This window comes from Pseudomonas sp. SWRI68, assembly GCF_014269165.1.
Classification (GTDB): Bacteria; Pseudomonadota; Gammaproteobacteria; order Pseudomonadales; family Pseudomonadaceae; genus Aquipseudomonas; species Aquipseudomonas capeferrum.
Genome location: NZ_JABWRU010000021.1, coordinates 43,652 through 62,088, shown reverse-complemented (window position 1 = coordinate 62,088; position 18,437 = coordinate 43,652). Strand labels below are relative to the sequence as shown.

Below are 18,437 nucleotides of genomic sequence, written 5' to 3'. Positions count from 1 at the left end.
TGGGGCTGCCATGCAGCTCCAAAACGCCAGTTTTTCGACATTTCAAGCATCCCGGCAGTGGATCCGATGATGTCATTTTGATAGCTTGCCGCCCATGATCGAGCTATCCGGATAGGGATGATGAACCAGCCATACCAACACAGGACGCTGTCGCCGCTCGCCAACCTGATTGTCGACCGGGCGATCGAGAACACCAACCGCAAGCTCGTGGCCGGTTTTCGCAACAAAAAGAATTCCCAGCCCAACGCCAAGTCACCGGACCCGCTGCAGGCCGGCAAGGACACCCTCGCTGCCACCTCGGCGCAAAGCGCCATGCAGGTTGCCAACCGGGGTGTCGCCTGGAAAGAAATCCTCTTCAAAAGCCTGTCGGCCGGTATCGGTTCGCTGGCCACGCTGCAATTCGACGGCGCGCTCTCGGTAAGCGCCAACGACGCCTCCAGCCTCAACGACTTGCCCGACAAGCCCGGCGTGTACGTGGTGTACGACGCCAGCGGCCAGCTGGCCTACATCGGTGACAGCACCAACATGCGTCAGCGCTGGCAGGACGGGCACATGAACGAATACCGCGGCCGGGCCAACAGCGAAACCCGCAAGCCCTACAAGCTGGCGGACCAGCTTGAGGCCGGGTGCACCGTCAAGTTCGTGGTCATGGATTCGGCCGAAACCGCCGCCGCCCTGGAAGCCTTCCTGATCAAGAACGAAAAGCCGCCGGTCAACCGCAAGCAAGAGCTGAAGGAAGAGCAGGGTATCCGCAGCAACATCGAAGCCAAGAAAATGAAGGACGCGATGGGCAGTGCCGGCGAGGTGGCCATGGGCGCTGGCAAGGAGGCGCTGAAGAACTCGGGGTGGCAGGTATTCGAGCAACTGACCGCTGCCGCGATCATCGCCATCAAGGATGAACTGGTCGACCTGTTCATGGGCGGCACTGCGCGCCTCAAGGCCCGAGTCGAGCGCTTTCTGCAAAAGATCTGGGCCGTGGTCGAGCGTATCGTCGCCGCGCCCCTGAAGCTGCTCAACGGCGTGGTCGAGTTCATCGTCAACGCCCTGTCCAAGGCGGTCCGCCAGGTCTACAACCTGAGCCGCAACCTGTTCGACCTCGCCCATGGCGCCTGGCAGCTCTACAAGGGTGCCCAGTCCATGCCAAGGGAAGAGCTCATCCAAAAGATCGTCGAAACCGTGGTGGTCAGTGGCACGCTGATTTTCTGGGACGGCATCGAGCCGGTCATCGAGGCGCAGTTGCTGCCCCTGGTCGGCGTGGCTGCGCCGTACATTTCCTGCGTGATCGCGGCCATCGGTTTCGGGCTGTGCAGTTACCACCTGCAAAAGGTCGTGCCACCCATCGTGGCCTTCCTGGTGGACTTCAAGAGCTGCTGGCACGAAGCGCTGGAGGCCAAGCGCGCGGCGGCGTTGCAACTGATCCAGGTACAAGAGAACGAATGGCTGATGGCCGAGGGCCTGATGGAATACGCCCAGTCGGTCGACGCCCTGGCCCGTGAGGCCGGCGCCCACCGCGAGCGCCTGGCGCAGCATCGGGCAGTGCGGGCGATCGACTACTCGGCACTGCTGCAATCGAACAAAAACCGTATTACCCAGGAGTCCTGACAGGTGTTCAACACTACAACCAACCTCGCCGCCAAGCTCTTTGGCCAAGTCAGGCTGGCCGAGTCGCTGCCCGTACCCGCCCCTGCGTCGCTGCCGGCGCCCCGCGAGGAGCACGACCAGCTCAAAGACTTCGAGCACGGGCTGCGCAAGCTGCACGAGGCCATCGTCAACAACAAGGGGGCGCGCGAGCAGCTCGAGGCGTTCAAGCAGCAAGGCACCTGGGATTCGTTCTGGGGCGGCCTGACGGGCAAAAACGACAAAGACCTGGCCGACATGGTCAGGCAGGTGGGTGAGAGCCTGGCCGTGACCCAGAGCGTGGTGCAGTTGTTGACCCAGTTGCACACGGCCAACAACAAGGTACTGCGCGGCTTCAATGACGCCCTGGTGCGTGAGATCGAACGCCTGCAGGCCGACGCGGTGACGCTGGAGGGCAACCAGGAAGGGGCCCTGGTGGTGCTGTGCGAATTCAAGCAGCAGATCGACGACCTGCTGGCGATGGCCGATGGCTACGCCTATTGCACCCAGGAGGTGGAGCGGCTGGCCTGGGCCCAAGGCAAGCAGGAGACCGACCTGACGGCCCTGGATGCCAAGATCGATGCGCAACACCAGAAGCTGGTGACCAGCACCCTGGCCCGGGTGCAGAAAGAGGCCGTGATCAGAAAGAACCTGGAGCACCATCAGCACAAGCTCGCCGCCCAGGAAGGGCAACTTGAGGAGCTGAAGAAAAACCTGACCGCCAGCAACCTGGCCCGGGAAAGCCTGTCGACCACCGTGACCACGGCATTGAAGAAGCTCGCCCTGGCCACCAGCACCCAGGCTCAACGCGTGGACCGCATGGAGGCGCAGCTGGCCACGCTGCTGGACAACCAGCGCCAATGCCAGGCCCAGCTGGCGCAACTGGCCGCACCGGGTTGGGTTGCCTACCTAGGCCGCAATGCCGTGTCGCTGGTTGCACTGGCTGCGGCGGTGTTTGCCTTGGGGCTGAACCTGCGGGGGTGATTTGATATTTACCTAGGTTAGGTATACGTTACATTAACTTAAATTTGTTACGTATACAGAACATGGATCCCTCTTTTATCATTGCACGCCTGGGTCAACAAGTTCGGCAGCGCCGGTTGAGTCGTGGGTTCACTCAAGCCAAGCTGGCGGCATTGGCCGGTGTTACCCGTCAGAAAGTTATCGCGATAGAGCGAGGCGATCTATCTGTAGGTATGGCCGCCTATGCTCGAGTGGTGGGCGCTTTGGACTGCGAGTTCGCGCTAGTGCCCGCAGCCATGCCCACGTTGGATGAAATTCAGGGAGTATTCGACTGATGACGGCCATGCTACGGGTAGCGACACCGGGAGGGGAAAGCGGGACAGTTTTCAGCTCCGCTGACGACTATCTGTTTCGCTACCGTGAGGATGCTTCGGCTCATGCAGCGATCAGTCTACTGATGCCATTACGCCTGGATGAATACCGACACCGGGAACTGCACCCGATATTCCAGATGAATTTGCCTGAAGGCTATGTGCTGGAGCAATTGCGTAACCGTCTGGCCAAGGTGGTGAATGTCGATCCGATGCTGCTATTGGCGCTCTCTGGTAGCAGCTCGCCGATTGGGCGGGTGGTGCGCCGCAACGTTTCACCTCGAAAACGTCTGACCTGATCATAAAAAGCGGGCGGGACGAGTTCCCGGGGCTGGCAATCAACGAGTTTCTCTGCATGTCCGTGGCCAAGGAAGTAGGGATCCCAGTGCCGGAATTCTACCTGTCCGATAACGCCAAGCTTTTCGTCATGCGGCGCTTTGATCGGGACGGGCAGCTCAATCCGATCGGCTTTGAGGACATGGCCGCATTGATGGGGCTTTCGGCGCAGCAGAAGTACAGCAAGAGCTATGCGGCTATCGCCAAGGCCATTCGTCTGTTCTGCCCGCAGGACCACGTGCAAGGTTCATTAGCGCAACTGTTTGCCATGGTGAGCCTGACCTGTATCGTTGGAAATGGCGATGCCCACCTGAAAAATTTCGGCTTGCTGTACTCCGATCCTTCCCAGCGTGATGCGCGGCTGGCACCGGCGTACGACATCGTCAATACCACAGCCTACATCCCTGAGGATGTGTTGGCCCTGGACCTGGGCGGTAACAAGTCGTTGTTTGCTTCAAGGCAGGGCTTGATGGACTTTGCTGTCACCTGTGATGTGGCTCGGCCAAAGGAAATCATTTGCGAACAGTTGCAGGCGTTGGAGCAAGTACTGGCTCGCTCTGCTGAACTGTGCGAGCAAGCCCCCGATGTGGTGAGGGCAATTCGGCAGTCTGCCGGGCCGTTCATCAGTACCTTTGGCTAACGTCCAACCCTTATTACTGCCCACTGTTCAAAACCTGACCTGCAGCAACGCCTCTTCATCAATCCGCCACTATGCTGACCCGGGCACTCTCTCAAGCTCACTCAGCCAGACACGGAGGTATTTATGAAAGCTGCTGTTGTTGCCAAAGGGCGTCGCGTGGACGTGGTGGAAAAAACACTGCGGCCGCTGGCGCACGGGGAAGCGTTGCTGAAGATGCAGTGTTGTGGCGTTTGCCATACCGACCTGCATGTTAAGAATGGCGATTTCGGCGACAAGACCGGTGTGATCCTGGGCCACGAAGGGATTGGCGTGGTCGTGGAAGTGGGGCCGGGCGTGACCTCGCTCAAGCCAGGTGACCGGGCCAGCGTTGCTTGGTTCTTCCAGGGCTGCGGGCATTGCGAATACTGCAACAGCGGCAACGAGACACTGTGCCGCGCGGTGAAGAACTCCGGTTACACGGTCGATGGCGGCATGGCCGAGGCGTGCATCGTGGTGGCGGACTATGCGGTAAAAGTGCCGGACGGGCTGGACTCGGCGGCCGCCAGCAGCATCACCTGCGCCGGTGTGACCACCTACAAGGCGGTGAAGTCGTCGAATATCCGCCCTGGGCAATGGCTTGCCATCTACGGCCTCGGTGGCCTGGGCAACCTCGCCCTGCAGTACGCCAAGAACGTCTTCAATGCCCGGGTCATCGCCATCGACGTCAATGATGAACAACTGGCCTTCGCCCGCGAAATGGGCGCCGACCTGGTGGTCAACCCGCGCGATGAGGACGCAGCCAAAGTCATCCAGGCCAAGACCGGCGGCGCCCATGCGGCGGTGGTCACGGCCGTGGCCAAAAGCGCCTTCAACTCGGCGGTCGATGCGCTGCGTGCTGGCGGTCGGCTGGTCGCGGTTGGGCTGCCACCTGAAGCCATGAGCCTGGACATTCCACGCCTTGTGCTCGACGGTATCGAGGTGGTGGGTTCGCTGGTCGGTACCCGTCAGGACCTGCAAGAAGCCTTCGAATTTGCCGCGCAAGGCAAGGTGGTGCCGAAGGTAACGCTGCGCCCGATCGAAGACATCAATGACATTTTCGAAGAGATGCAGGAAGGCAAGATCAAAGGCCGCATGGTGATCCACTTCGCCGATTAGCCCAAAGCCGGCCCGCGTTCGCGGGCCGTTTTTATACCGGCGCAGCGGGTTACACACATGCTCATGCCGGTTGCCGGGTGCGCAGTAACAGTGCCGCTACTGCGCAGCCGATCAATGCCAGGCACGCCAGGTAAAAGGCATCACTGTAGGCCATCAGGTAAGCCTCGCGCCTGATGGTCGCGGCCAACCCTTCCAGCGCCTGTTGCTGGGCCGGCAGCCAGCTCTGCACGGTCTGGCTGATGCGCTCCTGCACACTGGGTGCGAACACCGTGACATGTTCGTGAATGCGCTCACTGTGATAGCGCTCGCGCGTTGCCACGATCTGCGTCAGCGTGGCGGTGCCGATGGCGCCACCCAAGTTGCGCAGCATCGAAAACACCGCCGAGGCCGAGCCCGCTTCACGTTTTTCCAACCCTGCCACCGCCAGTACCGACAGCGCGACCATGATGAACGGCTGGCCAATGCCGCGCACCACCGTGGACGGGATGATGACGTTATCGGCGCTGTCGATGTTCAGGCTCGCGCCCAGCCAGCAGCCTGCAGCCATGATCAGAAAACCACTGGCCACCATGAACTTGGCGCTGGTCCAGGCCATCAATTTTGGCATCAACGGCGCCAGCAGCAGTTGCACCACGCCATAGGCGATCAACGCGACCCCCACATCCCGGGCGCTGTAGCCCTGCAGCTGGGAGAGGTAGTTGGGCACCAGGAACACCAGGCCAAAGGTGGCGGCGCCAAAGATGAACATGGCGATGCTGGCGACCCCGAAGTTGTAGCGCCCCAGCAAGCGCAAGTTGATGAATGCGCGCTGGCCGTACAACTGGGTGAACACGAATACCGCCAACGCCAAGCCTGCGATGATCGACATGCCGACGATGAACGTCGAGCCGAACCAGTCCAGCCGGCCGCCTTCCTCCAGCACGATCTGCAAGCCGCCCAAGCCCAGGACCATGGCCGCTATGCCCACCCAGTCGCCCCGACGCAACAGGGCCAGTTGCATGGGTTTGGCTTCGATCGACCAGGCGATGGCGAGCAGCAGTGCGACGCCGGGAAACAGCTGCAGGTAGAAAATCCAGCGCCACGAATAGACATCGGTCAACCAGCCGCCAATGGAAGGCCCCGCCGCCTGGGCCACGCTGTTGGCCAGGCTGAACAGCGCCATGCCCATGGCCATCTTGCTGGCGGGCAGTTCGGTGATGATCAACTGAAAGGAGAGGGGGATGAGCACTGCGCCGGCTGCGCCCTGGATCACCCTGAGGGTGATCATTGCCTCCAGATTGGGCGCCCACGAGCAGGCGATCGATGCCAGCAGGAAGATGAACGACCCCGTCCACATCACCCGGCGCATGGAAAACACCTCGACCAGCCAGGCCGTCAGCGGAATCATGACAATCTCTGCCACCAGGTACGCGGTGGAGATCCACGAGCCCTCTTCGAAGCTGGCACCCAGCGAACCGCGGATTTCAGGCAGCGCCGCGCTGGTGACGTGCACGTTCATGCCGGCCATGAAGCACCCAAGCAAGCCGCCGAACACCGCCACCCAGGCCCGCAACGGTACCCTTTGCTCAGTGCTCATCGGCCGGCTCCACGGGGCGCGTGTCGACCGTGGTCACCACCGACATGCCGGGCAGTATCTGCACGCCGTCTACGGGTTGGTCGAGCACGATGCGCACCGGAAAACGCTGGACGATCTTGGTGAAGTTGCCGGTGGCGTTGTCCGAAGGCAGCAGCGCAAAAACATTGCCGGACGCCGGCGAGAAGCTCGCCACGCGGCCTTGCACAGGCTGGCTGGCGAAGCTGTCGATACGCACCTGCACCGGTTGCCCCGGACGCATGTGGGCCAGCTGGGTTTCCTTGTAGTTGGCGACCACGTAGGTCTGCTGCAACGGCACCACCGCCAGCAACGGCTGGCCTGGCACCACATACTGCCCGGCGCGAACGCGGCGCTGACCGACCACGCCATCGATGGGCGCGCGGATGACGGTGTCCTGTTCATCCTGTTCGGCCAGCGCCTGGCGGGCCTGGGCACGGCTCAAGGCCGCCGTGCGTTGCTTGATGTCGGCATCGGCCGCCAGCGCCAGGGCCTTGGCCATCGTCAGTTGCGAACGCTGTTCTCGTAAGCGTGCCTGCGCGCCCTGCAGCGCGGCACCCGCTTGTACAGCACTGGCATTGGCCGCTTCCAGGCGCTGCACGGTGGCTGCGTTGTCACGCACCAGGCCACGGTAGCGCTGCATGTCCAGCTCGCTGCGCTGGCGCTCGGCGCTGGCACTGTGCACGGCCGATTCGGCCTGGAAGATGGCCTGCTGTTGCTGGTTGATACGCTCGCCAGCCACTTGCTGGCTGGCCTGCGCCGCCGCCAGCGCGGCCTGTGCTTCGGCCACCCCGGCAGTGGCCTGGTCGAGGCGTGCACGGTAGTCGCGGTTGTGCAGGCGCACCAGCACATCGCCTGCCTTGACGGGCTGGTCGTCCTCCACTTCAACCTTGGCCACATAGCCGGCCACGCGCGCGCTCAGGGCCACCCAGTCGGCGCGTACATAGGCATCATCGGTGGTCTCCAGGTAGCGCCCGGTAGTGAACCAGTACCCGCCGAAGGCCAGCGCTGCCAGCAGCGTCAGGCCACCACCGGCGTACAGTGCCAGGCGGCGACGGGGCCTGCGGGCAGTGACAGCCGCCTGGGGCTGGTCATCCGCCAGCGCGTTCTTTGTAACGGCAACATTCATGATTGGCTTCCAGTAGCGGGAGTGGAGCGACGCACCCGGCTTGGGGCCGGTGCCGGTGATGATTGCCAGCGCCCGCCCAGGGCGCGGAACAGGTTGATCTGGGCACGTGCCAGGCGGCCTTGGGCCTCGACATGGCTGGCCCTGACTGCGATCAGGTCGCGCTCGCTGTCCAGCAGCGCCAGTGCGTCGAGGGTGCCGGCGCGGTAGCTGCTTTGCGCCAGGGCAAAGCCGCGTTGGCCCTGCACCAGGGCTGCTGCCAGGGCCTGGGTACGTTGCCGTTCACCGTCAAAACGGGCCAGGGCCTGGCGCACATCCTTGAGTGCCGCCAACGCCACCCCGCGGTAATGAGCGATTTGCGCCTGTTGCAAGGCCTGGGCCTTGCTCACCCGTGCGCGGTTGGCCTTGATATTGGGGAACTCCCAGCGGATCAACGGGCCGATGGCAAACATCAGCGCACGGCTGTCGCCCAGGTTGGCCAGGTGGTGATCCGACGAGGTCAACGAGGCGCCGAAGCTGACCTTCGGATACAGGTCAGCCTTGACGATGTCGACTTCCAAAGCGGCAGCCTGCAGCTCGCGTTCGGCCTTGCGCACGTCTGGCCGGCGTTCGAGCAGGCGCCAGGCGTCGCCAGCAGGCAACGGCGCGGCGAGGGTCGGGATGGTCTGGCAGGGGGCGCCGTTGTCGATCAGCGCCGCCGGCTCCTGGCCACTGAGCATGCTCAGTTCGTACAGGGCCATGCGCCGGCGTGCCTCCAGCATCGGCAGTTGCGCCTGTACCTGTTCGCGTAAACCCAGCAGGCGCACAGCATCGAGTTCGGTGGCGACGCCAGCCTGACGCTGGCGCTCGCTGAGCTGCACACTGCGCTGCAACGTGTCCAGGGACTGGCTGGCTGCCGCGATGCGGGCGCCGTAGACGCATTGGTCGATGTAGGCGCGAGTGGTCTGGCTGACCACCTGCAGGTGCACCAGCTCCAAGGCCTCGCGGCTGGCCTCGGCCTGTACCCGTGCCCGTTCGATGGCCGCGCGCACCTGGCCCCAGACGTCTACCTGGTAGGCCAGCTCGATGGCCGGGTTGAACGCCCATTGCGATGGCGCATGGCTGTCGGTGGCCTCGGCCAGGGTCTGGTCATCGGCGCTCTTGCCATAGCTGGCGGCAAACCCGAGGGAAGTGCTGGGCCAGCGCTTGGCGTCGAACTCGCCAATGCCGGCCAGCATGGCCTGCACATTGGCATCGGCCTGCGCCAGGTCCTGGTTGTGTTCCAGGGCCTGCTGCACCCAGGCGTTGAGCTGCGGGTCGTGATACAACGCCCACCAGCGCGCGGGCAGCGCCTGGTCGCTGACGTCGGCAGGCAGGCGCAGCCCGGGCAATGCCTGGAAGGGGTTGGGGGGGAGGGCGCCTGTGGGGTGCCCAGTGCACGCCGACAGCACGCTGAACACGCCGATGGCGGCAGCCCGCCTGGCGGGGCTGGAAAGGGATCGAATTGGCATCACGCAAGCCGTATGAGGGGTCGTGAGGCCAGATTAACGAGGGCTGGGGTAGCCCCGCTGCCGCAAGCGGGACAACCCTGCGCGCAACTGGGACAACCTCAGCCTCGGCGCTCAGGGCGTTGGCGCGGCGCCCGTGCCCAGCACGTTGACCTGCCAGTCGCTGGGGTTGTAGCCAAGGATGCGCTTGAACATCGCGGCAAAGGCGCTGGCGCTCTGGTAACCGTGGTCCAGTGCCACGTTCAGGATCGGCTTGCCATCCGCCAGGCACTGCTGGCTGAGGACCATGCGCGTGCGTGCTCGCCACTCGCCATATGACATGCCCACCTCACGCTGGAACAGCCGCGCCAGGGTGCGCGCGCTCATGTTCAGTTGCGCGCCGCACTGCTCCAGCGTCAGGTCCTGGGCCGGGTCTTCGAGAAAGCCCTCGCACCAGGCGCGCAGCCGTGCATGCTGCGGCACCGGCACGTAGGCATCGATGCGCTCGGCCGTTTCCAGCTCACGCTGGATCAGCGCCCGGGCGTGCTCGCCCAGCGGCTCGTCGCGCTGCAACATCCGTGACCCCGCCAGGATCAGCTCGCGCAGCAAACCGGACACCGCGATGACATGGCAGCGCGTGACGTGCGACCCCAGCAGCAAGGTACGCATCGACACTTCACCTTGCATGCGGATTTCGTGGCCGACCCCAGCAGGTATCCACAGTGCCTGCCCACGGGGGATCACCCAGTTACCGCCATCGCTGCACACCCGCATCACACCGTTGGCCGCATAGATCAGCTGATCCTCAGCGTGGCAGTGGCTGGCAACCACCTCACCGTGCCGATAGTCCATCCCCAAAGCTTGCATGCCGATCTCCCCAGCCCTGTGTGGCGCGCGATTGGATCCAATAATATCGCAAGGCAATCGGCTGTGGTTGCTAAGTGCGCAGGGGCGAGTGCGAGTTATGCGTTTTAATTGCGCTCAGGGTTGCGATGTTGGCGGTGCGTGGCGCAGCGGCCAACCCTGATGATGCTCGACCAGAAAGTCCACGAACACCCGAACCCGTGCCGGCATCGCCGGGCCGCCGACGAACACCGCATGAATCGGCTCCCGGTCGCCGGGGTTGTAGGCCTCCAGCAGCGGCACCAGTTGCCCGCTGGCAAGGTCATCGCCCACCGTGAACGTACCGATGCGCGCGATGCCGGCCCCCAGCCTGGCCAATTGCGCCAGCGCCTCGCCGCTGCTGCACTCCAGGTTGCCGCTGACTTTAAGGGCAAACGCCTGCCCGTCACGGCGAAACGGCCAGTCGGGCTCGGCACGTCGGAAGTTGAAGCGCAAACAGTTATGGCGGGCCAGGTCTTCAGGTTCGTTCGGGGTGCCGCAGCGTTGCAGATAATCGGGCGAGGCGACGATCACCTGGCCGGTGTCGCCAATGTAACGGGCACTCAGGGAACTGTCCGGCAGGTGGCCGAAACGCAGCGCGACATCGGCCTGGCCGCCGGCAATGTCGACCAGTTCGTCGCCTAGCGTCAGGTCGACCAGTATCTGCGGGTACAGGGCGCTGAACTGCGCCAGCAAGGGCACCACCGTGAGCCGGGCATGCCCCAGCGCGGCGCTCACCCGCAGGCGCCCGCGCGGTACGCCCTGGTCGGTGATGGCATCCTCGACTTCATCCATGTCGGCGAGGATGCGCCGGGCGCCACGCAAGTAGGCTTCGCCCTCCGGGGTAAGCGAAATGGCCCGTGTGGTGCGCAACAGCAGGCGGGTGCCCAGGCGCTGTTCGGTGCGCGCGATGATCCGGCTGACCGCCGATGGCGTCAGCCCCAGCGCCCGCGCCGCCGCAGACAAGCTGCCCGCGTGCGCGACGTTGGCAAAAATCTCCATCTCGCCGGACCTGCCGTTGAAGTCCATTTGTGCCTCGCGCGCAAAGGTGATTGGCAAAAATGCGGTCTAGTGCATTAACGGAGTGGATCGTAGCATTTGCGGCACAGATAAGGAGCCCGTCATGCGCATCAATCCACCCCTCGTCGCACTCGCCATCGGTGCCTTTGGCATCGGCGTCACCGAGTTCGCCCCCATGGGCATGTTGCCCAGTATTGCCACAGACCTCGGGGTCTCGATACCTGCTGCCGGGCTGCTGGTCAGCGCCTACGCGGTGGGGGTGCTGATCGGTGCCCCGTTGATGACCCTGGCCACCGGCAAGGTGCCGCGGCGTTACCTGTTGATTGGGCTGATGGCCATTTTCACCCTCGGTAACCTGATGTCGGCGCTGGCGAGCGATTACGCCAGCCTGCTCGTGGCCCGCGTGGTGACCTCGCTCAACCATGGCGCGTTCTTTGGTATCGGCTCGATCGTGGCAGCCAGTGTGGTGCCGCCGGAAAAACGCGCAGGCGCCGTGGCCGCGATGTTCATGGGGTTGACGCTGGCGACCATCGGCGGTGTGCCGTTGGCGACCTGGTTCGGTGAGTTGTTGGGGTGGCGCACGTCGTTCTGGGGCATCGCGGGCCTGGGTTTGGTGGCCATGTCGGCGCTGTGGTACGCGCTGCCCAATGTGCCGCTGCCCAAAAGTGATGGGGTAATGGCCGAAATCCGCGTGCTCGGCCGTGGGCCGGTTCTGGCGGCATTGGCGCTGACCGTGGTCGGCTCCAGCGCGATGTTTACCGTGTTCACCTACATTGCGCCCATTCTGCACAGCGAGGCCCAGGCCTCCACCACGTTCATCACCGTCATGCTGGTGTTGTTCGGTATCGGCCTGACCTTGGGCAACGTGTGGGGTGGCAAGGCGGCGGACCGCTCGGTCGATCGTACGCTGATCGTCTCGCTGGCGGTGTTGATCGCTGTGCTGCTGGTGTTTCCGCTGCTGATGCCCTGGTCGCTGCCCACGGCACTGGCGGTGCTGGTGTGGGGGGCGGCCAGTTTTGCCTTGGTGCCGCCGCTGCAGATGCGCGTGATGGAAGCGGCCAAGGACGCGCCTAACCTGGCGTCTGCGGTGAATATCGGCGCGTTCAACCTTGGCAACGCAATAGGCGCTGCGCTGGGTGGGGCGGTGATCAATGCGGGGCTGGGTTACCCGGCGATTTCCCTGGCAGGTGCGTTGATGGCGGGTTTGGGGTTGCTGATGGTGCTGGCGTTTGCCTGGCGCGCGCGGGGCGTGGCAGCGTCGAAGGCCGCCTTGGTATAACACAGCCTGAATTGCGCCCCAAATGTTGGACACCCGCCCATCATTTGGGGCGCAGCTCAGGCGTTCCAAACCCTGGTCTGAACCTGGATAGGCGGATGGCGCTTGCCCGCAACGGCCATCGTCACTGTGCCCCGGAGCGCGCTTCAGCTAGCATGCGCTATCCCCCGCCTCAGACCTGAACCTCTGCATGACTGTCTTCTACCTCAAACTCTTCATGACCCCCACCCTGATGCTGGCCATTTCGCTGGCTGGCAAACGCTGGGGCACGCAAATTGGCGGGCTGCTTTCAGGGCTACCCGTTACCTCGGCGCTGGTCATGCTGTTTCTCAGCCTTGAACAAGGCGAGGCGTTCGCCTCATTGGCCGTACCAGGGGCATTGGCCGGGGTGGCTGCCGTGCAGGCAACCTGCTTGTTCTATTACGGGGTGACCCGACGTGTAGGCGCCTTGGTCGGCTGCATCGCAGCGCTGGCGTTCTTTGTGTTGGCGGCGTTGGCAACCAGCCACCTGGGCGGGGTGGCGTTGTCGGTCATTGCCACGCTGCTACTGGTCATCGCCATCGTCGTGGCCACCGCCAAGCCGGCAGACGCCAGTGCCGCACGCTACGTGCCGACGCCTCGCTGGGTCATCCCGATGCGCATGATGACCGCCACCTTGCTGCTGCTGGTGATCACGGCCAGCGCGACCTTGCTCGGCCCTGTGGTCAGCGGGATGCTGGCGCCGGTCCCAGTCATCGCCTGGCCGCTGGCGGTGTTCGCCCACGTCCAGGGCGGGCGCCAGGAGCTGGCTGCGATCATACGCGGCAACGGCATTGGCGCCGTGGGCGTGGTCGGCTTTTACCTGACCTTGCAACACACGCTGTTGCAGTGGGGCGCGGTCATGTCGATCGCCATTGGCGTGTTGCTGGCAGTGGTGGTGACCTTCGTGTTGGCGAAGGTGCTGGAGGCACGCTGAGCAGGGGCGGCTTCAGTCAGTGCCTCCGGCCGCCCCAGCGTTGAAGGCCTGTGCTTAGGGCGTGCCGTTTCTGCCATGCAGGCAAAACGCGCGGCGCTGGCTCAGCCGCTCGTAGTAGGCCCTGACTGCCGGCAGGTGAGGGTGCTCGAACGGGGTCTCGAACCAGCGGTTGACCGACAGGCCAATAGGGATGTCGGCCAGCGTGAACCGGCTACCGGCCACATAAGCGCCGGTGGCGGCGAGCTGGCGCTCCAGAATCTGCATGTGGCGGCCCCATTCTGCGCAACCGGCGGCCAGTGCTTGAGGGTCCTGGTGTGCAGGGGAGTGCCTGACCAGCGACATGAACGCGTAGCTCCACGACCGGTTGAGGTCCGATGCTTGCCAGTCGATCCATTGATCGATGCGCGCCCGCGCTTGTGCCTCGGCCGGGTAGGTGGCGCCCTGGTCATGGCGCGTTGCCAGGTAGCGGATGATGGTGTTGGATTCCCACAGGGTGAAATCGCCGTCCTGGATCACCGGGATCATGGCGTTGGGGTTCAGTGCCAGAAATGCGGGCGTGTTGGTGGGTTGGAAGCCCGAACCCCAGTCTTCCCGCTCGAAGGGGATATCGAACTCGGCACAGGCCCAAAGGACTTTTCGCACATTGATGGAAGAAGCTCTGCCCAGTATCCGTAACATGGTTTGCGTCCTTGTCTGTGGAAGCCTGATCCTCGTTCACGGCATGACCACGGTCAAGGACAAAGCGAATACTGTGATCAGGCCTATGCTGGTAGCGTCACTGCCCGTACTACTGGGGCGTTGAATACTTGCCTGGGCGCCACGAAATTGGCACCCTTGGGCCGTTTGAATCGTCAGTACCACGACAGAAGGAAGTTTGTGTTGAGCTGGGACAAAGTCGGGAAATGCCTCGTAGCGCTGCTGATGGGCCTGATGGTCATACTGGTGGCCTATGTGGTGATCAAAGGCCGCCCTCGCCTGGAAGCCTCCCTGACCTATGCCTATCTCACCTACCCGAGCCAGTTCAGCGAGCGGATCAGCAAGGCCAGCGAGCTGCTGAAGTACGAGCAGTTGCAAGGGCGCATCAACCGTATCGGCCAGGGCGAGTTGAGCCATGAGCAGGTCGACCGGTTGATCGAACTGGCCCAGGCGCCTTATGCCCAACTGTTCGCCAAGCCGTTCGAGGCGGGGTTGGTGGACCACCGCACCGGTCTGCTCATCGACCTGCGCAACACGGGTGATGCGCCGGTGCGCCAGGTAACCATCCGCCTGCCGGCCAAGGGCCTGGTGCAAGTGCGCGATGCCGCAGGTAACGACACCATCATCGAGGCCGCCACGCCCGTGGTCGAAATACCGGCCATTGAGCCGGGTGGCGCCTGCAAGGTGTGGGTGTACTTCGATGCGGACTACTCGCAGATCCGCCAGGGCGGCGTCAGCATCCGTCACGCCGACGGCGTGGCCGATGTGCAGGTGTACCGCGAGTTCAGCGGTTTTCCCGCGCTGGTGGCGCGCTACAGCCGTGAGCTGATGGTGCTGTTGGGGGTGCTGGGGTTCGGCGTGCTGGCCTTGGCCTACGCTTGCCTGTCACGCCGCCGCATGCCGGTGTTGCCGTCCTGACGTACGTGCCCAATCACTGACAGTCATCGTGCAGCGCCAGGCTCTGGCGCATTTGTTCCAGCAAGGCCTCGCGCAGCGCTTGCGGGGCCTGCACGCGTATCGACCCCGCCTGTGAAAGCAACCAGCCCATCAACGCCCGGCCGTCGTCGACGGTCGCTTGCAGCGAGGCGCCGCCGTCCTGCTGCGGGGTGAGTTGCATGTCTGTGGACAGCGGCTGGTGTTCAAGACGACGGGCAAGTGCATCGTCGACCCAGGCACGTAGCACGACCTGGCGTACCGGGCTGAGGGCATCCGGTTGCAGGTGCCGCGCCTCGCCCAGGCTCAAGCCAGGTTGCCAGTACCAGCCGTAGGGCATGCCTTTGCTGTTGCAATGCAGTGGGAACAGCGCCGACAGCTCGACCAGGTCGCGCTCGACGGTGCGCTTGCTGGTGCTGTGGCCCACGGATGACAGAGCAGCCTGCAACTGCGTGGAGCTCATGCCGGGGTGGCGGCCTGGCAGTAGCTTGAGCAACTGCCACTGGCGGGCGATGGTGTGGCGGGTAGGGTGGCTGGGCAAAGGAGGCTCGTCCATGAATGCCAGGCGCTTGGCGCTCCTGGGTGGTGGCATTTGGCTATCTCGCAGAGCATACCTCGCCAGAGGATGGGATCCAAACTTTTAGCAGGCCATGGCATGTCATTGCCCGAGGCATTGACCAAAATATAGGTCTTAATTGAGGTCGATAAATATGCAGAATATCTTCGCCGATGTAGCGGTAAGCGTGTCGGAACTGAAAAAGAATCCAACTGCGGCCATGTCCGGTGCCGCAGGGATGCCCATCGCCGTGCTCAATCACAATCGGGTGATGGGGTACATGGTGCCGGCTGAGCTTTATGAAGCCATGATGGAGCGGCTCGAAGATATCGAGCTAAGCGAACTGGCAAAGTCTCGACGAGGTGAAAAAGGCGTATCGGTGTCTTTGGATGAGCTATAAGTCATCCAAAAAGCGGTAGAGGAAGGTTCGTCGCAAGCACAGCTTCATAGTGCGCGGATGATCAACCAACCCAAATCTACAGATGCCCTATCTCCAAACACTATTGCAACGCCTGGATAAACACCTCTTCCGCCCGACTCAGCCGCTGCTCCCTGTTCCACAACAGGTGTATATCCACATCCGCGATCCCCTCCTGCGGCGGCAGCTTCCATAACAGCCCGGCGGCCACATCCGGCGCCACCACATGTTCTGGCAGGCAGCCGATGCCGAACCCAGCAATCACCAGGCGGCGCACCTCTTCAAGGCTGGGCGAGGACGCCACGATGCGTCCGGAAAACCCTTGCTGGTCACGGAAGATGGTCAGCGGCGAGAGCATCCCGCCAATCTGGTCGCTGGTAAAACTGACGAAGTTCTCACGCTGCAGGTCGCCCTCAAGCTGGCCGAACAAGGCATGGTGCTTGCCGCAGAAAAACGCATAGCGCTGGCGCAGAAACAGCCGCTGCTCCAGCCGCGGTTGAGGCCTTCGGTTGAGGCTCAGGCCTGCCGTGGCGGTCTTTTCCTGCAGGGCGGCGACGATGTCGGAGCTGCGCATCACGTCGATTTCCAGCTCTACCCGGGGGTGCTGGCGGTGGAAGTCGGCGAGAAAGTCGTCAAAGCGTTCGCTGACGATGCGGCTGATGATCAGCAGGCGCACTTTGCCCACCAGTTCGTCAGCCGGTTGCTCCAGCAGCCCGCCGATCTGCGACATCTGCCCGTACACCTCGCCAGCCAGCAAGAACAACTGCTCGCCCATTTCGGTCAGCACGAAGCGCGGCCCGCGGCGGGCGATGAGTTGCCGGCCAAGCTGCTCCTCCAGGCGTTTGAGCGCCTGACTCACCGCCGGCTGGGTAAGGTGCAGGCGGGCGGCGGCGCGGCTGATGGACAGCTCCTGGCCGATGACCCGGAAGGTGCGCAGCAGGTTCCAGTCGAGGCGGTCGTTGAGCAGGCGGTCAGACATGGTCGGGCTCGAATGATAAGCGTGGCTAATAGTGCGAATAATAAATAGAAAATTGACTAATCATAGCCCTGGGACGATAAATCGCAGCCATGCATCGACCAGGCGCCACCAGAGCGCCCCGTGATCTCCGATAACTCCTGCCAGAAAAACAAGCAAAGGAGCCCAGCATGAAGCCCACCGCTTCGCCCCAGCCGCGCCGTGCCGCCGCCGCCGCGTTCATCGGCACCATGATCGAGTGGTACGACTTCTACATCTACGCCACCGCCGCTGCACTGGTGTTCGGTGCGTTGTTCTTCCCCTCCGACGACAGCCTGTTCAGCACCATGGCCGCCTTTGGCACCTTTGCCGTCGGTTTCTTTGCCCGCCCGCTGGGCGGCGTCATCTTCGGCCATGTGGGCGACCGCATCGGGCGCAAGAAGTCGCTGGTCATCACCTTGCTGATGATGGGCATCGTCACCGTGTGCATCGGCCTGCTGCCGACCTACGCGCAGATCGGCGCCACCGCGCCGGTGCTGCTGATTGTGCTGCGTATCGTCCAGGGCATCGCCGTGGGCGGGGAGTGGGGCGGGGCGGTGCTGATGGCGGGTGAGCACGCGCCCAAGGGCCGACGCAACTTCTTTGCCTCGTTTGCCCAGTTGGGTAGCCCGGCGGGCCTGATCCTCTCGCTGCTAGCCTTCGGCGCCGTAACCCGGCTGCCGGAAGACCAGCTGATGAGCTGGGGCTGGCGTGTGCCGTTCCTGGCCAGCGCACTGTTGCTGCTGGTGGGCCTGGCCATCCGCCTCGGGGTCAACGAATCGCCGGAATTCATCGCCAGCCGCGAGCAGGCCGAAAAGGCCCACCGCAAGGAGCAGGCGCCGGTGTTCGAAGTGCTGCGCACCGCCTGGCGCCCGCTGCTGCTGTGCATCGGTGCCAATACCCTGGGCATTGCCGGGGTCTACTTCACCAACACCTTCATGATCAGCTACACCACCCAACAGTTGCACCTGGATCGCTCGCTGATCCTTGAATGCCTGTTCTTCGTGGCGGTCATCCAGTTTTGCCTGCAACCGCTGGCCGCCTGGTTGTCCGAGAAAGTCGGCGCTACCCGCTTCCTGGCCCTGGTCGCACTGCTGGCGATGGCCTCGCCGTATCCGATGTTCGTGCTGGTCAGCTCGGGCCAGGGCCCGTTGATCGTGCTTGGCATCGCCCTGGCGGCGGCCTGCATGGCGTCGTTCTATGCGGTGATCGCCGGTTACGTCAGCGGCATGTTCGCAACCCGCGTGCGCTACACCGCGATCTCCCTGGCCTACCAGATCTGCGGTGCAATTGCCGGGGGCCTGACGCCGCTGATCGGCACCTGGCTGGCCCACACCTTCAGCGGCCAGTGGTGGCCGATGGCGGTGTTCTACACCTTGATCGCCTCCATTTCGCTGCTCTGCGTGCTGGCCTTGGCGCGCCAATACACCCGTAGTCAGCAGCTGGAAATGGCCTGATCCACC

17 protein-coding genes and 1 pseudogene are annotated in these 18,437 nt (G+C 63.5%); 10 read left to right on the top strand and 8 right to left on the bottom strand.

Features of this window, described 5'->3' with window-relative positions; translation table 11 throughout:
• The first annotated feature begins 120 nt into the window (after nt 1–120).
• The 5 genes and pseudogenes from HU770_RS22735 (at nt 121) to adhP (ending at nt 5,061) form a co-directional block, all read left to right on the top strand.
• The gene (locus HU770_RS22735) at nt 121–1,602 is read left to right on the top strand and encodes a GIY-YIG nuclease family protein (protein ID WP_186665631.1); all 1,482 of its coding nucleotides are present in this window, start codon (nt 121–123) and stop codon (nt 1,600–1,602) included.
• Between the two features lie 495 nt (nt 1,603–2,097).
• Nucleotides 2,098–2,601, top strand: coding sequence for a hypothetical protein (locus HU770_RS27375; protein ID WP_309475612.1), 504 nt, complete (start codon nt 2,098–2,100; stop codon nt 2,599–2,601).
• 62 nt (nt 2,602–2,663) lie between these two features.
• Nucleotides 2,664–2,915 carry a helix-turn-helix domain-containing protein gene (locus HU770_RS22725; RefSeq protein ID WP_047582004.1) on the top strand — a complete coding sequence of 84 codons (252 nt, stop codon included), beginning with the start codon at nt 2,664–2,666 and terminating at the stop codon, nt 2,913–2,915.
• Nucleotides 2,915–3,927 (top strand): annotated as a pseudogene (locus tag HU770_RS22720) (type II toxin-antitoxin system HipA family toxin). Before HU770_RS22725 ends, HU770_RS22720 begins: the two are co-directional and overlap by 1 nt.
• 123 nt (nt 3,928–4,050) lie before the next feature.
• Nucleotides 4,051–5,061: an alcohol dehydrogenase AdhP gene (gene adhP, locus HU770_RS22715; protein WP_033697090.1), complete on the top strand. Its 1,011-nt coding sequence runs from the start codon at nt 4,051–4,053 to the stop codon at nt 5,059–5,061.
• 61 nt (nt 5,062–5,122) lie between these two features.
• Here adhP and HU770_RS22710 read toward each other — a convergent pair whose 3' ends face one another.
• From HU770_RS22710 to HU770_RS22690, 5 genes are all read right to left on the bottom strand, one after another.
• Nucleotides 5,123–6,637 carry a DHA2 family efflux MFS transporter permease subunit gene (locus HU770_RS22710; RefSeq protein WP_186659745.1) on the bottom strand — a complete coding sequence of 505 codons (1,515 nt, stop codon included), beginning with the start codon at nt 6,635–6,637 and terminating at the stop codon, nt 5,123–5,125.
• On the bottom strand, nt 6,627–7,781 hold the full coding sequence (locus HU770_RS22705; RefSeq protein ID WP_186665629.1) for an HlyD family secretion protein: 1,155 nt from the start codon (nt 7,779–7,781) through the stop codon (nt 6,627–6,629). The genes HU770_RS22710 and HU770_RS22705 overlap by 11 nt, the downstream gene beginning before the upstream one ends.
• A complete protein-coding gene (locus tag HU770_RS22700) occupies nt 7,778–9,133 on the bottom strand; it encodes a TolC family protein (RefSeq protein ID WP_238347541.1) in 1,356 nt (451 codons plus the stop codon). Before HU770_RS22700 ends, HU770_RS22705 begins: the two co-directional genes overlap by 4 nt.
• Before the next feature lie 246 nt (nt 9,134–9,379).
• On the bottom strand, nt 9,380–10,111 hold the full coding sequence (locus tag HU770_RS22695; protein ID WP_033697094.1) for a helix-turn-helix transcriptional regulator: 732 nt from the start codon (nt 10,109–10,111) through the stop codon (nt 9,380–9,382).
• 114 nt (nt 10,112–10,225) lie between these two features.
• Complete coding sequence (locus HU770_RS22690; RefSeq protein ID WP_186665624.1) at nt 10,226–11,155, bottom strand: LysR family transcriptional regulator; 930 nt, start codon at nt 11,153–11,155, stop codon at nt 10,226–10,228.
• 94 nt (nt 11,156–11,249) lie between these two features.
• Between HU770_RS22690 and HU770_RS22685 the strand changes: the two genes are divergently transcribed.
• Both HU770_RS22685 and HU770_RS22680 read left to right on the top strand, forming a co-directional pair.
• On the top strand, nt 11,250–12,425 hold the full coding sequence (locus HU770_RS22685) for an MFS transporter (RefSeq protein WP_186665622.1): 1,176 nt from the start codon (nt 11,250–11,252) through the stop codon (nt 12,423–12,425).
• 187 nt (nt 12,426–12,612) lie between these two features.
• Nucleotides 12,613–13,377 carry a hypothetical protein gene (locus tag HU770_RS22680; RefSeq protein WP_047582014.1) on the top strand — a complete coding sequence of 255 codons (765 nt, stop codon included), beginning with the start codon at nt 12,613–12,615 and terminating at the stop codon, nt 13,375–13,377.
• 54 nt (nt 13,378–13,431) lie between these two features.
• Here the strand turns inward: HU770_RS22680 and HU770_RS22675 are convergent, their stop codons facing one another.
• Nucleotides 13,432–14,055, bottom strand: coding sequence for a glutathione S-transferase (locus HU770_RS22675; protein WP_186659737.1), 624 nt, complete (start codon nt 14,053–14,055; stop codon nt 13,432–13,434).
• A 201-nt stretch (nt 14,056–14,256) separates the two neighbouring features.
• Between HU770_RS22675 and HU770_RS22670 the strand changes: the two genes are divergently transcribed.
• The gene (locus tag HU770_RS22670) at nt 14,257–14,991 is read left to right on the top strand and encodes a hypothetical protein (RefSeq protein ID WP_186659736.1); all 735 of its coding nucleotides are present in this window, start codon (nt 14,257–14,259) and stop codon (nt 14,989–14,991) included.
• Nucleotides 14,992–15,004: 13 nt separating this feature from the next.
• Here the strand turns inward: HU770_RS22670 and HU770_RS22665 are convergent, their stop codons facing one another.
• Nucleotides 15,005–15,547, bottom strand: coding sequence for a WYL domain-containing protein (locus HU770_RS22665; RefSeq protein WP_186659891.1), 543 nt, complete (start codon nt 15,545–15,547; stop codon nt 15,005–15,007).
• Nucleotides 15,548–15,716: 169 nt separating this feature from the next.
• Here HU770_RS22665 and HU770_RS22660 point away from each other — a divergent pair, with 169 nt between their 5' ends.
• Complete coding sequence (locus HU770_RS22660) at nt 15,717–15,962, top strand: type II toxin-antitoxin system Phd/YefM family antitoxin (RefSeq protein ID WP_186665620.1); 246 nt, start codon at nt 15,717–15,719, stop codon at nt 15,960–15,962.
• Nucleotides 15,963–16,062: 100 nt separating this feature from the next.
• Here HU770_RS22660 and HU770_RS22655 read toward each other — a convergent pair whose 3' ends face one another.
• Nucleotides 16,063–16,959: a LysR family transcriptional regulator gene (locus HU770_RS22655; protein WP_186665612.1), complete on the bottom strand. Its 897-nt coding sequence runs from the start codon at nt 16,957–16,959 to the stop codon at nt 16,063–16,065.
• A gap of 167 nt (nt 16,960–17,126) precedes the next feature.
• Between HU770_RS22655 and HU770_RS22650 the strand changes: the two genes are divergently transcribed.
• Nucleotides 17,127–18,431, top strand: a complete 1,305-nt coding sequence (locus tag HU770_RS22650) for an MFS transporter (RefSeq protein WP_186665604.1) — start codon at nt 17,127–17,129, stop codon at nt 18,429–18,431.
• Nucleotides 18,432–18,437 lie beyond the last annotated feature (6 nt).

Bases quoted from the DNA above. Each gene is read 5' to 3' on its own strand.
- HU770_RS22735 (WP_186665631.1), top strand. From the start codon at position 121: ATGAACCAGCCATACCAACACAGGACGCTGTCGCCGCTCGCCAACCTG.
- HU770_RS27375 (WP_309475612.1), top strand. From the start codon at position 2,098: ATGGCCGATGGCTACGCCTATTGCACCCAGGAGGTGGAGCGGCTGGCC.
- HU770_RS22725 (WP_047582004.1), top strand. From the start codon at position 2,664: ATGGATCCCTCTTTTATCATTGCACGCCTGGGTCAACAAGTTCGGCAG.
- adhP (WP_033697090.1), top strand. From the start codon at position 4,051: ATGAAAGCTGCTGTTGTTGCCAAAGGGCGTCGCGTGGACGTGGTGGAA.
- HU770_RS22710 (WP_186659745.1), bottom strand. From the start codon at position 6,637: ATGAGCACTGAGCAAAGGGTACCGTTGCGGGCCTGGGTGGCGGTGTTC.
- HU770_RS22705 (WP_186665629.1), bottom strand. From the start codon at position 7,781: ATGAATGTTGCCGTTACAAAGAACGCGCTGGCGGATGACCAGCCCCAG.
- HU770_RS22695 (WP_033697094.1), bottom strand. From the start codon at position 10,111: ATGCAAGCTTTGGGGATGGACTATCGGCACGGTGAGGTGGTTGCCAGC.
- HU770_RS22690 (WP_186665624.1), bottom strand. From the start codon at position 11,155: ATGGACTTCAACGGCAGGTCCGGCGAGATGGAGATTTTTGCCAACGTC.
- HU770_RS22685 (WP_186665622.1), top strand. From the start codon at position 11,250: ATGCGCATCAATCCACCCCTCGTCGCACTCGCCATCGGTGCCTTTGGC.
- HU770_RS22680 (WP_047582014.1), top strand. From the start codon at position 12,613: ATGACTGTCTTCTACCTCAAACTCTTCATGACCCCCACCCTGATGCTG.
- HU770_RS22675 (WP_186659737.1), bottom strand. From the start codon at position 14,055: ATGTTACGGATACTGGGCAGAGCTTCTTCCATCAATGTGCGAAAAGTC.
- HU770_RS22660 (WP_186665620.1), top strand. From the start codon at position 15,717: ATGCAGAATATCTTCGCCGATGTAGCGGTAAGCGTGTCGGAACTGAAA.
- HU770_RS22655 (WP_186665612.1), bottom strand. From the start codon at position 16,959: ATGTCTGACCGCCTGCTCAACGACCGCCTCGACTGGAACCTGCTGCGC.
- HU770_RS22650 (WP_186665604.1), top strand. From the start codon at position 17,127: ATGAAGCCCACCGCTTCGCCCCAGCCGCGCCGTGCCGCCGCCGCCGCG.